This window comes from Nonomuraea sp. NPDC051191, assembly GCF_044455665.1.
GTDB lineage: Bacteria > Actinomycetota > Actinomycetes > Streptosporangiales > Streptosporangiaceae > Nonomuraea.
Window position 1 is genome coordinate 441,719 of sequence record NZ_JBITEZ010000007.1, and the last position, 13,471, is coordinate 455,189.

The window sequence follows — 13,471 nt, forward strand, 5'->3', positions numbered from 1 at the left end:
CCGGAGCAGAGTTCGGATCTACAGCGCTATGCCGCGTATATGTAGGTTTATCGCGAAAATATGACAAATCAACGTTATAGATGTAAATCTAGAGATTAAGTATGGTTAGTGGTGATTTGTCCGGATTGGGACGGTGGTTGCGCTCCGTGTGCGATGGCATGCGACGTGAAGGGAGTGCGATGTGGAACGGTTGAAAACGGCTGAAACGTTGGCCTAAGTATGAGGTTTGTGCTCAAATTGGGCCTCGAACTTGCCTGCGATCACTCGTCCGCGTGACGAAGCCGCTGATTCCCCCTGAAGCAGGCCACGGCGAGAGGTTGCCACCAGTGAGGACAAAAACGACCGGACCCGGTCGTGGCAGGGCTCCGGACGCCCCGGAAAAGGCCGCGGACGGCGAGGTGCAGCAGGCCCACCCGCCCAAGGCGGGCAGCCCGTTCGCGCTGCGCAACTGGCGCGTGCGTACCCGCCTCATCGCCCTCATCGCCATCCCCACGGTCATCGCCGTCATCCTGGGCGCCCTGCGGGTCACGACGTCGATCGCCAGCGCCCAGCAGTACCAGGACATCAGCAGCGTGGGGACCCTGGTCGCACAGCTCGGCGAGCTCTCCCGCGACCTCGGGCTCGAACGCGACCTGGCCACCCGCCACGTCGCCACCAACCGCGGGGCCTCCGACGAACAGCGGCTGAAGAGCCAGCACGAGATCGTCGACAAGCGCATCGCCAGCACCCTGGACGCGGCGAAGAAGTCGGAAGCGTCCCTGTCCGACCTCGGCAAGAAGGCCCTCGACCACATCCGGGTCCGGCTCAGCCAGATCCCCTCGATGCGCAAGACGGTCGCCGAGACCAAGCTCCCGCCGCTGCCCACCAGCGAGAAGTACTCAGAGGCCATCGCCGAGCTGCTGCAGCTCTACGACGAGCTGGGCCAGGGCTCCACGGACGAGGAGATCATCGCCACCAGCGCGGCCCTGCGCGCCGTCGCCCGCGCCGAGGAGGAGGCGTCCAAGCAGCGTGGCCTCCTGACCAGCGCGCTGATCAGGGGCGCGTTCGAGGAGCCGGAGTACAACGCCTTCCTCGACGCCCGATCCCGCCGCAACAGCGAGCGCGACGCCTTCCGCGCCGTCGCCACGCCCGCGCAGCGCCAGTTCTACGACAACACCGTCGCCAGCCTGAAGATCGGCCGCGCCGAGTTCTACGCCAGCCGCGCCGTACTGCTGCACAACGCCAACCAGTCGCTGCGCCGGCTCGACACCTCGACCAGGGACGACACCGACCAGTGGTTCCAGTCCATCACCGAGACCGTCGAGCGCCTGCACACCGTGCAGAAGTCGCTGTCGGAGCAGATCGCCACCCGAAGCGCCGACATCGCCAGCAGCGACCGGCAGCTCGCCGCGATCAACATCGGCATCGTGGCCGGCCTGCTCGTCCTGGTCCTCGCGATCACCGCCCTGATGGCCGGCTCGCTGGTGCGCCCGCTGCGCCGTCTGCGCGGCGACGCCCTGAAGATCGCCGGCCAGACGCTGCCCGACCTGGTCAGGCAGCTCCGCAACACCGACGTCAGCCCCGAACAGCTGCACGTCCCGCCGATCGAGGTCAACTCCAAGGACGAGATCGGTGAAGTCGCCCGCGCCTTCGACGAGGTCCACCGCGAGGCCGTCCGACTGGCCGGCGAGGAGTCCAGGCTCCGCTCGAACGTCAACGCGATGTTCGTGAACCTGTCGCGCCGCAGCCAGACGCTGGTCGAGCGGCAGATCACCCTCATCGACGGCCTGGAGCAGGGCGAGCAGGACGAGCAGCGGCTCGGCAACCTGTTCAAGCTGGACCACCTGGCCACCCGTATGCGGCGCAACAGCGAGAACCTGCTGGTTCTCGCCGGTCAGGACCCGCCGCGTCGCTGGAGCCAGCCGGTCAAGCTGGTCGACGTCGCCCGCGCCTCCCTCTCTGAGGTCGAGAACTACGAGCGCGTCGTCCTGGAGGTCCCCGAGGGCGTCTCCATCGCCGGCCAGGCCGTCAACGACGTCATCCACCTGCTGGCCGAGCTGGTGGAGAACGCGCTGTCGTTCTCCCCGCGCGAGACCCGCGTCCCCGTCTCCGGCAGCAGGATCGACGGCGGTGGGATCATGCTCTCCATCAGCGACTCCGGCATCGGCATGACCGGCGACGAGCTGGTCCAGGCCAACGAGCGCCTGACCGACGCCCCCACCGTGGACGTGTCGGTCTCCCGCCGCATGGGCCTGTTCGTGGTCGCCAGGCTGGCCCACCGGCACGGCATCAGGGTGCAGCTCCGCCCGCACGGCTCCGGCGGTCTGACCGCCATGGTCCTCATCCCCGAGTCGCTGCTCGGCGCGCAGCCGGCCGCCGTCGCCGGCGCGGGCGGCAACACCGCCGCCTCCGCCGGCCGCGAGGACGCCTTCGCCGCGTCCCAGCCCGCCGCCGGCGCCCAGCAGTGGCCCGGCGCAACGGGCTTCGGGCTCGCCCCCGGGCACCCGTCCTACCCGTCGTACCCGTCCGAGCCGGCCGGAGGGTCGTGGCCGTCGATGCCGGCCTCGCTGCCCTCGTCGATGCCGTCCTCCACGCCGTCCTCGATGCCGTCCGCCATGCCGCAGTGGCCCTCGACCGAGTCGACGAACACCGGCTCCGACTGGTTGCCGGACTCGTCGTCCGACGTCTGGGTGTCCTCGCGCGGCCCGGTCACCGGGGAGCACGCGCCGCCGCAGCGCGGCCTGCCGCCCGAGGAGTCGCGCCCCTGGTCGGCCCCGCAGGAGACGCCGCTGGCCGCGCCCAAGTACGACTACCCCGAGACGGAGTCGGCCGCCACCGGCCCGATCCCCGTCGTCAAGCCCGCCTCCGGCGGGGACGAGTACCTGCCGATCTTCGCCGCGGTGGAGTCGGCCTGGTTCGACCAGGGCGAGCCCAGCGCCACCTGGGGTTCGGCCAAGGCCGACGCCGGCTGGAGCGCGGCGGCGTCCGTGGTGGAGCCCGCACGCGACGGCTCGACGGCGGCCGGGCTGCCCAAGCGGGTGCCCAAGGCCAACCTGGTGCCCGGATCGGCGGACACGGCGTCCGCGCCCAAGGGCGTGGCTCCCATGCCGTCGGTCTCGCCGGACCGGGTGCGCAGCAGGTTGTCGAGCTTCCAGCAGGGCTTCCGAGCAGCGCGGGACGACATCAGCGAGGGCAGGACATACCAATCCGGCTCTAGGAACGACAGTAGGGAGGAGGGCGCGTGAATGACCTGAGCCACGCGGCACGCGGGGTTGACTGGTTAATCACCGACTTCGTCAGTACCGTCCCGGGGGTCGCGCACGCGGTGGTCGTGTCATCCGACGGGTTGCCGCTTGCGGCCTCGTCGGGTTTTCCGGCTGACCGGGCGGATCAGCTGGCTGCGATCGCGTCGGGGCTGGTGAGCTTGACGCAGGGTGCGGCCAGGGTGTTCGAGGGTGGTGCGGTCAACCAGACGATCGTGGAGATGCAGCGCGGGCTGATGCTGATCATGTCGATCAGTGATGGTTCGTGTCTCGCGGTGCTGGCGGCCCCTGACTGTGACATGGGGCTGGTGGCGTACCAGATGACGTTGATGGTGGATCGCGCCGGTCAGGTGCTGACTCCGGCGGTGCGTGCGGAACTGCGCGCCAGCCAGACCAGGTGATGTAGGTGACGGATTCCTGGAACAGCGGCGGTTGGGAGCCCCAGCCGCCGGTCAGCTCGGACCCGGCCTCGCCGGTACGCCCGTACGCGGTGACGGGCGGGCGTACCGCGCCCAAGGTCAAGCTGGCCATGGAGGCCCTGGTCTCGTCGGCGACCGCCGAGCACCGGGAGTTCTCCCACATCACCCCCGAGTACAAGGCGATCAGCCAGCTCTGCCGCCAGGTCCGGTCGGTGGCCGAGGTGTCGGCGCTGCTGCGGATCCCGCTCGGGGTGGTGCGTGTTCTGATCGCTGACATGGCGGCCGAGGGCCTGGTGCGGGTGCACCAGCCCGCGCTGGACGCGGGTAGGCCGGACGTCAACCTGCTGGAAAGGGTGCTCAGTGGACTTCGCAGGCTCTAGCCCCGGTCTGACCTCGACGAAGATCGTCGTGGCCGGCGGCTTCGGCGTGGGCAAGACGACGTTCGTCGGCGCGGTCTCGGAGATCATGCCGCTCACCACGGAGGCCGTCATGACCGACGCCTCCGCGGGGATCGACGACCTGGGCATGACGCCGCTGAAGTCAACCACGACCGTCGCGATGGACTTCGGCCGCGTCTCGCTCGACCGCGACCTGATCCTGTACCTGTTCGGCACGCCCGGACAGCACCGGTTCTGGTTCATGTGGGACGACCTGGTCCGCGGCGCCATCGGGGCCGTCGTCCTGGTCGACACCCGCCGCCTGGCCGACAGCTTCCCCGCGATCGACTATTTCGAGGAGGCGCAGCTCCCCTTCATCGTGGGGATCAACGGCTGGGACGGCACGTACGCCCACAGCGACTCCGAGGTCCGGGACGCCCTCACGCTGGCCCCCCACATCCCGCTGGTGCGCCTCGACGCCCGCCAGAAGGACTCGGTCAAAAGTGCTCTGATCAACCTCGTCGAGCACGCGTTGACCGTCCGGATGGCCGTGCCAGGCTGGAGCGGCTAGGAGAGCGGATAGGCTGAAGTCTTAGACGTACATTCGCTTCGAGGACTGGCCAACCACGTGTTCGAGACGCTTTCCGACCGGCTGACATCGGTCTTCTCCTCCCTCCGATCCAAGGGTCGGCTGTCCGACGCCGACATCGACGCCACCACCCGCGAGATCCGCATCGCCCTGCTTGAGGCCGATGTCGCGCTCCCGGTGGTCAAGACGTTCGTCGCCCAGGTCAAGGAGCGCGCCCGCGGCGCCGAGGTCTCCCAGGCGCTCAACCCGGCGCAGCAGGTCGTCAAGATCGTCAATGACGAGCTGATCGAGATCCTCGGCGGCGAGACCCGCAGGCTCCGCTTCGCCAAGACCTCGCCGACGGTCGTCATGCTCGCGGGTCTCCAGGGCGCCGGTAAGACCACCCTGGCCGGCAAGCTGGCCCGGTGGCTGCGCGAGCAGGGGCACGCGCCCATGCTGGTCGCCGCCGACCTCCAGCGGCCCAACGCGGTGCAGCAGCTCCAGGTCGTGGGCGAGCGCGCCCAGGTCGCCGTCTTCGCGCCCGAGCCCGGCAGCGGCGTCGGCGACCCGGTCGCCGTCGCCCGCCGCTCGATCGACGAGGCCCGGCGCCTCAACCACGACGTCGTCATCATCGACACCGCCGGCCGCCTGGGCATCGACCAGGAGATGATGAAGCAGGCCGCCGACATCCGCGACGCGGTCCGCCCCGACGAGGTCCTGTTCGTGGTCGACGCCATGATCGGCCAGGACGCCGTCACCACGGCCCAGGCGTTCATGGACGGCGTCGGCTTCGACGGCGTCGTGCTGACCAAGCTCGACGGCGACGCCCGCGGCGGCGCGGCGCTGTCGGTGCGGCACATCACCGGCCGCCCGATCATGTTCGCCTCCACGGGCGAGAAGCTGGAAGACTTCGACGCCTTCCACCCCGACCGGATGGCCTCCCGCATCCTCGACATGGGTGACATCCTCACCCTGATCGAGCAGGCGCAGAAGACGTTCGACGAGGAGCAGGCCGCCAAGATGGCGGGCAAGCTCACCTCGGGCGAGAACTTCACGCTCGACGACTTCCTCGAGCAGATGATGATGGTCCAGAAGATGGGCCCGATCAAGAACCTGCTCGGCATGATGCCCGGCATGGGGCAGATGCGTGACCAGCTCAACTCCATCGACGACCGCGACCTCGACCGCATCGCCGCCATCATCCGCTCGATGACGCCCGGCGAGCGGCAGGACCCGAAGATCATCAATGGCTCCCGCCGCGCCCGCATCGCCGCCGGCTCCGGCGTCACGGTCAGCGCCGTGAGCAACCTCGTCACGCGCTTCTTCGAGGCGCAGAAGATGATGAAGCGGGTGGCCGGGGGCATGGGCCTTCCGGGCATGCCCGGCGGGCGCGGGAAGGCGTCCAAGGCCCAGAAGAAGGCCAAGAAGGGGCGGCGCGTCAGCGGCGACCCGCGCAAGGCGGGCCTGGAGAAGTCGGCGTCCTCGTCCCCCGACGGCGAGGGCGGCGCGCCCAAGGCCGGGGGAGTGCTGGGGAACCTGGGCGGCAAGCTCCCGCCCGGCATCGAGCTGCCGCCGGGCTTCGACCCGTCGAAGCTGAGGCTGCCCGGCCAGAAGTAGGCGATCGGGGCGGGCGACGCCCGCCCCTGCCTGCCGCGCTCCTGAAACCCGACGCACCCCGGACCGACATCGGTCGCGGGGTGCGCGTATGTGGGGCGGTCGGCCCGCTCTTAACGGCAGAGGAGCATCCACTGCAGGGCGGGGTCCATCAGGAGCCACCCTGAGGCGGCCGTTGCGGGCATCCACATCGGCAGGCCGGTGAGCGGCGACTTGTGGGTCATCCAGGCGTCTTCGGGCGCAAGGCCGAACTCGTCGTCGTGGTCGGCGGGCCATTGATGGCCGCTCGGGTCGCCATGGTGGTGCGGATCATGCGGCCACCCGCAAGGGGGCCAGTAGCTCGGCTTGTGCGGCTTGTGCGGCCGGTGAGTGCAGTCATGGGTGGGCGTCGGGCTGGGCGTCGGAGTCACCGTAGGTGTGGGCGTCACGGTCGGTGTCACGGTGGGTGTCGGTGTCACGGTCGGTGTGGGTGTCACGGTGGGTGTGGGTGTCACGGTGGGTGTCGGCGTCGCCGTGGGTGTGGGTGTCACGGTGGGTGTCACGGTAGGCGTGGGCGTCGGGGTCACCGTGGGCGTGATCGTGGGCGTCGGGGTGGGCTGGTTGGGGACGCAGTTGACCTCGACCCGCCCGATCACGACCTCGGTCAGCGGCCCCTCGTAGATGGTGGCGCCGTCGTCGCTCCGCAGGTCAGCCGAGATCGAGATCGTCATGTCCGCCTCGGCGGAGGTCGCGTCGTGGGGGGGGGGGGGGGGGGGGGGGGGGGGGGGGCGGGGCGAGCAAACACAACCACCCCCCCCGCCACCGGAAAGGGGAGCGGGCGGCCGCGGGGGGGGGGGGGGGGGGCCCCCCCCCCCCCCCCCCCCCCCCCCCCCCCCCCCCCCCCCCCCCCCCCCCCCCCCCCCCCCCCCCCCGCCGGGGTAGCCGAGTTGTTCGCCCGTCGCGCGAACCTCGGTGGTCCCCACCTCCACAGGCACGCCGAGCACTGTGACGGACCCGGGCGTCACCAGGGTGGACGACATCGCCGGAGCCGGCGGCGTGCACCGCGCGTGCGTGGACACGTTCCCCGTGACGAGCAGCGGCTCAGAGGCGTTCTGGTTGAGATAGAGGTTGTCGACGACCAATGAGGCGCTGGCCTCCCAGACATCGGGCGCGTCGAGGCCGCTCGCCTGGAGCTGTTCGTTGGCGAGGTCGGTGAATTGGGTGACGTTGTCGGGGTCGCTCCAGTCACCGTTGTCGACGCCCGGGTCGGGCCCCACGGAGGCGGTGCCCCAGGTGCCCGAGAAGCCGGGCTGGCCCACCTCGGGGATCTCGGTGATGGTCAGGGTCATACCATTGGCGTTGGCGAACTCGCCCGCCGCGGCGGTGGCCGTAAGCCCGAACAAGGCGCCGGTGAGCAGGACGGACACGCCGGCGGTGAGCACTCGCGGGCGGGTGAGCAGCGGATGGGTCGTGGTGGTCACCCAACTCATTCCGCAGGGAAGTTGATCAAGTCGGACGAGGTGACACGCGGCCCTTGCCGAGCCTTTGCCGCGGCCTGCCGGTACTGGTCGAAGGCAGTGTCCGCGGTCTGGCAGAATGACATGTTGGAACATCGTGACCAGGTGGGTGCCCTCTCATCTCCCGCCGGCCGCGCCTGTCCCTGGAGCGTCGTCTCATCGTGCCCCACTCGATGAGGTGCCGTTCACCCACGCTCGAATGCAGGAGAGACCACACCAGTGGCAGTCAAGATCAAGCTCAAGCGGCTCGGCATGATCCGCAACGCTCAGTACCGAATCGTCATCGCCGACAGCCGCACCAAGCGTGACGGCCGGGCGATCGAGGAGATCGGCCTGTACCACCCGAAGGAAAACCCTTCGCGCATCGAGGTCAACGCCGAGCGTGCGGCCTACTGGCTGGGTGTCGGCGCGCAGCCGACCGAGCCGGTGCTCAAGCTGCTCAAGCTCACCGGTGACTGGCAGAAGTTCAAGGGCGAGGCCGCCCCGGCGCCGATGAAGGTCGCCGAGCCCGCGCCCGACCGTCACGCCCTCTACGAGGCCGCGGCCAAGGAGGCGCTGTCCGGTGGCGACACCGGTGCGGCCGCCACCACGGCGCCCAAGCGTGCCAAGAAGAAGGAAGAGGCCGAGGTCGCCCCCGCCGCCGAGACCCCGACCGAGGGCGAGGGCTGACGTGCTCGAGGAGGCTCTCGAGCACCTCGTTAAGGGCATCGTCGAACATCCTGACGATGTCCGGGTCCGCGCTCGCCGCATTCGCAGCGGGCGCGTCCTGGAGGTCCGGGTGCACCCCGAGGACCTGGGCAAGGTCATCGGACGCGGCGGACGCACCGCCAAGGCGCTGCGCACCGTTGTGAACGCCCTGGCCGACGGGAAGTACGTACGGGTCGATCTGCTCGACCTGGACGAAGCAGTCCGTTAGCGTCAGGAATTCGCGCCCTCATCGGTCCTGAAAGGCCGATGGGGGCGCTTGCGTTAGGAGAAGGTGGGTTTCACGTGCAGCTGGTCGTCGGCCGGATAGGCCGTCCGCACGGTGTACGCGGCGAGGTGACCGTGGAGGTGCGCACCGACGATCCCGAGCTGCGCTTCGCCGAGGGCGCGTCCGTCGTGACCGACCCGGCGAGCAGGGGGCCGCTCGTCGTCGAGAGCCGCCGCTGGCACAAGGGTGTGCTGCTGATCGCGTTCGAGGGGGTTCACGGGCGCGACGGGGCCGAGGAGCTCCGGGGCACCATGCTGGTCATCGACTCCGCCGAGGTGGAGCCGTCGGACGACCCGGACGAGTTCCACGACCACCAGCTCGTCGGGCTGGCGGTGGAGACCGTGTCGGGCGAGCCCGTCGGCGAGATCACCGACGTGCTGCACCACGGCCAGGACCTGCTGGTCGTACGCCGGCGCGGGCAGGACGACGCGCTCATCCCGTTCGTGAAGGCCCTGGTGCCCGAGGTCGATCTGACGGGCGGGCGCCTGGTCGTCGACCCGCCAGAGGGCCTGCTGTGATGCGCCTCGACATCATCTCCATCTTCCCCGAGTACTTCGCCCCGCTCGACGTCTCCCTGATCGGCAAGGCACGCGAGCGCGGCACCCTCGACGTACGCGTCCACCAGCTCCGCGACTGGGCGCACGACGTGCACAGGACGGTCGACGACACGCCGTACGGCGGCGGTCCCGGCATGGTGATGAAGCCCGAGGTCTGGGGCGAGGCCATCGACTCGGTGATCGGCGACGGCACGCCGCGGGTGATCGTGCCGACGCCGAGCGGTCGGCCTTTCACCCAGGAGCTGGCCCAGGAGCTGGCCGCCGAGCCGTGGCTGCTGTTCGCCTGCGGGCGCTACGAGGGCATCGACTCGCGCGTCATGGCCGAGTACGGCGCCCGGCTGCGGGTCGACGAGGTCAGCATCGGCGACTATGTGCTGGCCGGCGGCGAGGTCGCGGTGCTGGTGATGGTCGAGGCCGTCGGCAGGCTGCTGCCCGGCGTGCTGGGCAATGCGCAGTCGGCCGTCGACGACTCCTTCGCTCCTGGTTCGATGCAGAACCTGGTGGAAGGCCCGGTCTACACCAAGCCGCCGGTCTGGCGCGGGCACGAGGTTCCCGCCGTGCTGCTGTCCGGACATCACGGAAAAGTCGCCCGGTGGCGGCGGGACGAGGCGCTCCGGCGTACCGTGGCGAACCGGCCGGAACTGGCGGCGGCGCTCGATCCGGAGACGCTCGACAAGCACGACAGGAAGTTGCTCGAAGAGCTGTCGTTTCGCGTCCGGCCGGAAGATGTGGCAAACTGAATCGCTGCCGACCGTCATACGGTTGGTCCGTCATGCCCGGGTAACGGTCCCGGGTTCATCAAATCAGCAGGCGTGTCCGCCGCGAGCTCCGGCCGGGTGGACCTCCGCGTGCTCGCGAGGACTTGAGGACTGCTCTCATGCACACGAAGATCCAGGAGCTCGAGAAGGCGACCCTTCGGAGCGACGTCCCGGCGTTCCGTCCCGGTGACACGCTCGAGGTCCACGTACGAGTCGTCGAAGGCAACCGCTCCCGCATCCAGGTCTTCAAGGGCTTCGTGCTGCGGCGGCAGGGCAGCGGCGCCCGCGAGACCTTCACGGTCCGCAAGGTCAGCTACGGCGTCGGCGTCGAGCGCACCTTCCCGGTGCACAGCCCGGTCATCGAGAAGATCGTGCTCGTGACCCGCGGTGACGTGCGTCGCGCCAAGCTCTACTACATGCGCGACCTGCGCGGCAAGGCCGCCCGTATCCGCGAGAAGCGCGAGGCGACCCCCGCGAAGTAACCCGAATCTTTTCCCGAAAGGCCCGTGCACCGCACGGGCCTTTCGGCTTTGCGGGGCCATTTCCTTTATGTGGAGCGACTCGCCCTTGGGTGTAACGTCGGTCGAGGCTTGTCGAGCCGTTCCATCATCTAGGCTCGTCAGCGATGACAAGCGAAGACCAGGAGTACGGCGCCTCGCGCCGCCCTGTCGAGGACGAGGTGGACGTGGTCGCCGAAGAGACTCAGAAGCCAGCAAAAGGCGACAAGGAGAAGAAGGGGTCGTTCTGGAAAGAACTGCCCGTTCTAGTCGTTGTGGCCCTCGTGCTGGCCCTGATCATCAAGACGTTCGTGATCCAGGCCTTCTACATTCCGTCGGAGTCCATGGAGAACACCCTGCTCAAGAACGACAGGGTCCTGGTCAACAAGCTCGTCTACCACACCCGTGACATCGAGCGCGGCGACGTGGTGGTCTTCTCCGGCGTCGACTCCTGGGACGGCGAGTTCGAGATGGAGGAGCCGTCCAACCCCATCGGGGCCTTCTTCCGCTGGGTCGGCACGGCCTTCGGCGTCGTGCCCGGCGAGAAGGACTACATCAAGCGGGTCATCGGCGTCGGCGGCGACCACGTCAAGTGCTGCGACTCCAAGGGGCGCATCACGGTCAACGGCACGGCCATCGACGAGGAGAGCTACCTCTATCCGGGCAATGTGCCGTCCGACAGGTTCTTCGACATCACCGTGCCGCCCGGGCGGCTGTGGGTGATGGGCGACCACCGTTCCGTCTCGCTCGACTCGCGCTCCCACACCGGTGACCAGGGCGGCGGCTCGATTCCCGAAGGTCAGGTCATCGGCCGGGCCTTCGTGATCGTCTGGCCGTTCAACCGGGCGGGCGTGCTGTCCATACCCGACACCTTCGCGCAACCCGCGCTGCAGGCACTCGGTGGCGCCGTACCGCTGGTGGCCGGGTTCGGGCTGGCCGTACCCTTGGTCCTGGTTCGTCGGCGACGGTTGGGGAGGAAGCGCTGATGGCCGTCACCAAGAAGGCGGAGGGCGTGGCCAAAGAGAAGAAAAAGGGCGGCTTCCGGGAGACCGTCCTGTTGCTGGTGCTCGGGGTCGGCATCGCGCTGCTGCTGCAGGCGTTCGTCATCGGGTCGTTCTACATCCCGTCGGAGTCGATGGAGAACACCCTGCTGATCAACGACCGGGTCTTCGTCAACAAGCTGGCGGGCAGTCCCGAGCGCGGCGACATCGTGGTCTTCAAGGGCTGGCGCACCGGCGAGGACACCATCAAGCGGGTCATCGGCGTCGGCGGCGACAAGGTGGAGTGCTGCGATTCCAAGCACCGCATCCTCGTCAACGGCACGCCGCTCGACGAGGAGTCCTACCTCTTCCCCGGCGACTTCGGCGGCGGCGACAAGTTCAACGTCACCGTCCCGGCCGGCAAGTTGTGGCTGATGGGCGACCACCGCACCGCCTCGGCGGACTCGCGCGCCCACATGGACGAGCCCGGCGGCGGCTTCATCTCCGTCGACGACGTGATCGGCAAGGCGGTCGTCCGCTACTGGCCGCTGTCGCGCGGCTACCTGTTCTCCACACCCGAGACTTTCGACAAGGTCAAGTAAGGGGCTTTCGGTCGCGGTTTGCGGCGAATGGGGCGTACGCTGCGAGTGTCATGACAGTTGCGTTCCGCCCTCGACCGAGCGTCGTCCGGCGCGATTCCGGACTCTACGCCTATGAGCGGGCGCTGGCCCGCCGTGGGCTGACCCCGGTCGCGGGGGTCGACGAGGCGGGCCGCGGCGCCTGCGCCGGGCCGCTGGTCGTCGCCGCCGTCGTCCTGCGCAGGGAGATCGCCGGTCTCGGCGACTCCAAGCTGCTGTCCGCGCCGGTGCGCGAGCGTCTGTACGACCGCGTCGTCGCCACCGCCCACGTGGGCATCGTGGTGATCCCGGCCGCGGAGATCGACGCCCGGGGGCTGCACAAGAGCAACGTCTCGGGAATGCGGCGGGCCGTGGCGCAGTTGCCGTGTGACCCGGAGTACATCCTCACGGACGGCTTCCCGGTGCCCGGTATGCCCGCACCGTCCCTGGCGGTGTGGAAGGGGGACCAGGTGGCCGCCTGCGTGGCGGCCGCGTCGATCGTGGCCAAGGTGACGAGGGACCGCCTGATGGTCGATCTGGATCGAAGATTTCCTCAGTACGGTTTCGCCGAGCACAAGGGGTATGTCACGCCAGGACACCGTTTGGCACTGGAGAGGCATGGCCCGTGCCCCGAACACCGTTACTCCTTCGTCACGGTGGCCAGGGGCATGGGTGAAAATGAGATGGGGGCCGGGGTTGCCTGAGCAGGCGAACCGGGGGACCGGTACGACAGGAGGACCGCGATGAGCGCAGAGGATCTCGAAAAATACGAAACCGAGATGGAGCTGCAGCTTTACCGCGAATACCGTGATGTCGTCGGTTTGTTCACATACGTCGTGGAGACTGAGCGTCGGTTCTACCTGACCAACTCGGTCGACCTCGACGTCCGTACCGCGGAGAACGGCGACGTCTTCTTCGATGTGAAGATGCAGGACGCCTGGGTGTGGGACATGTACCGGCCGGCGCGGTTCGTGAAGAACGTGCGGGTGGTCACGTTCAAGGATGTGAACGTGGAAGAGCTGGCCAAGGCGGACCTGGAGATGCCCAAGGAAGGGTTCTCGGGGTAGAACCGGGGGCCGTCGGCGCTGGGCGCCGACGGCGTCTGGCCGCGGGGGGCGGGGCTTGCCGTCCCCTCCTTTCACGGCAACATCACCGTTCACGTAGGTGCCGTCTTCCACGCGCCATCCCTCACCTGCCACACGTCAGTCGATGGCAGCGCCGCAACGGCCCGCAGAGACATCCGTCCATCGCCGCCTGATCGAGCCGTGCGGCTGCTGGCGCGCTCCCGGGAGCCGTCTCTCCCGGGGCGCCACACCGGGCTGAGCGCGCAGCGTCTGGCCCGCGGTCGGCCACGTCGCAGCGCTCGCGTGCCT

The 13,471-nt window shown here is 69.1% G+C and carries 15 protein-coding genes; 14 read left to right on the plus strand and 1 reads right to left on the minus strand.

The genetic code is table 11. The annotated features are described in order from the left end of the window. The first annotated feature begins 326 nt into the window (after positions 1-326). From ACIA8R_RS22965 to ffh, 5 genes are read left to right on the plus strand one after another with little or no spacing between them, the layout of a single operon-like run. Positions 327-3,224: a nitrate- and nitrite sensing domain-containing protein gene (locus tag ACIA8R_RS22965; RefSeq protein ID WP_364104653.1), complete on the plus strand. Its 2,898-nt coding sequence runs from the start codon at positions 327-329 to the stop codon at positions 3,222-3,224. After that, the gene (locus tag ACIA8R_RS22970) at positions 3,221-3,643 is read left to right on the plus strand and encodes a roadblock/LC7 domain-containing protein (protein ID WP_020546542.1); all 423 of its coding nucleotides are present in this window, start codon (positions 3,221-3,223) and stop codon (positions 3,641-3,643) included. The genes ACIA8R_RS22965 and ACIA8R_RS22970 overlap by 4 nt, the downstream gene beginning before the upstream one ends. 5 nt (positions 3,644-3,648) lie before the next feature. Further along, positions 3,649-4,041, plus strand: coding sequence for a DUF742 domain-containing protein (locus ACIA8R_RS22975; protein WP_357695399.1), 393 nt, complete (start codon positions 3,649-3,651; stop codon positions 4,039-4,041). A 7-nt stretch (positions 4,042-4,048) separates the two neighbouring features. Beyond that, a complete protein-coding gene (locus ACIA8R_RS22980) occupies positions 4,049-4,609 on the plus strand; it encodes an ATP/GTP-binding protein (protein ID WP_357695423.1) in 561 nt (186 codons plus the stop codon). A gap of 57 nt (positions 4,610-4,666) precedes the next feature. Next, complete coding sequence (gene ffh, locus ACIA8R_RS22985) at positions 4,667-6,223, plus strand: signal recognition particle protein (protein WP_397040223.1); 1,557 nt, start codon at positions 4,667-4,669, stop codon at positions 6,221-6,223. A 110-nt stretch (positions 6,224-6,333) separates the two neighbouring features. Here the strand turns inward: ffh and ACIA8R_RS22990 are convergent, their stop codons facing one another. Beyond that, complete coding sequence (locus tag ACIA8R_RS22990; RefSeq protein WP_397040224.1) at positions 6,334-6,930, minus strand: hypothetical protein; 597 nt, start codon at positions 6,928-6,930, stop codon at positions 6,334-6,336. Positions 6,931-7,935: 1,005 nt separating this feature from the next. On the opposite strand from ACIA8R_RS22990, the gene rpsP reads away from it, so the two are divergent. The 9 genes from rpsP to ACIA8R_RS23035 all read left to right on the plus strand — a co-directional run bounded on the left by rpsP (position 7,936) and on the right by ACIA8R_RS23035 (position 13,165). Continuing rightward, positions 7,936-8,385 carry a 30S ribosomal protein S16 gene (gene rpsP / locus ACIA8R_RS22995; RefSeq protein WP_357707125.1) on the plus strand — a complete coding sequence of 150 codons (450 nt, stop codon included), beginning with the start codon at positions 7,936-7,938 and terminating at the stop codon, positions 8,383-8,385. Between the two features lies 1 nt (position 8,386). Further along, positions 8,387-8,632: an RNA-binding protein gene (locus ACIA8R_RS23000; protein WP_020546537.1), complete on the plus strand. Its 246-nt coding sequence runs from the start codon at positions 8,387-8,389 to the stop codon at positions 8,630-8,632. 74 nt (positions 8,633-8,706) lie between these two features. Continuing rightward, complete coding sequence (gene rimM / locus ACIA8R_RS23005) at positions 8,707-9,207, plus strand: ribosome maturation factor RimM (protein ID WP_397040227.1); 501 nt, start codon at positions 8,707-8,709, stop codon at positions 9,205-9,207. Continuing rightward, positions 9,207-9,986, plus strand: coding sequence for a tRNA (guanosine(37)-N1)-methyltransferase TrmD (trmD, locus tag ACIA8R_RS23010; RefSeq protein WP_364099846.1), 780 nt, complete (start codon positions 9,207-9,209; stop codon positions 9,984-9,986). The genes rimM and trmD overlap by 1 nt, the downstream gene beginning before the upstream one ends. 137 nt (positions 9,987-10,123) lie before the next feature. Further along, on the plus strand, positions 10,124-10,486 hold the full coding sequence (gene rplS / locus ACIA8R_RS23015; protein WP_357707128.1) for a 50S ribosomal protein L19: 363 nt from the start codon (positions 10,124-10,126) through the stop codon (positions 10,484-10,486). Positions 10,487-10,629: 143 nt separating this feature from the next. After that, complete coding sequence (lepB, locus tag ACIA8R_RS23020) at positions 10,630-11,487, plus strand: signal peptidase I (RefSeq protein WP_357707129.1); 858 nt, start codon at positions 10,630-10,632, stop codon at positions 11,485-11,487. Continuing rightward, on the plus strand, positions 11,487-12,083 hold the full coding sequence (gene lepB / locus ACIA8R_RS23025) for a signal peptidase I (protein WP_357707130.1): 597 nt from the start codon (positions 11,487-11,489) through the stop codon (positions 12,081-12,083). Before lepB (ACIA8R_RS23020) ends, lepB (ACIA8R_RS23025) begins: the two co-directional genes overlap by 1 nt. 50 nt (positions 12,084-12,133) lie before the next feature. Further along, positions 12,134-12,802 carry a ribonuclease HII gene (locus ACIA8R_RS23030; RefSeq protein WP_357707131.1) on the plus strand — a complete coding sequence of 223 codons (669 nt, stop codon included), beginning with the start codon at positions 12,134-12,136 and terminating at the stop codon, positions 12,800-12,802. A 39-nt stretch (positions 12,803-12,841) separates the two neighbouring features. Further along, on the plus strand, positions 12,842-13,165 hold the full coding sequence (locus ACIA8R_RS23035; RefSeq protein ID WP_026215037.1) for a DUF2469 domain-containing protein: 324 nt from the start codon (positions 12,842-12,844) through the stop codon (positions 13,163-13,165). Positions 13,166-13,471 lie beyond the last annotated feature (306 nt).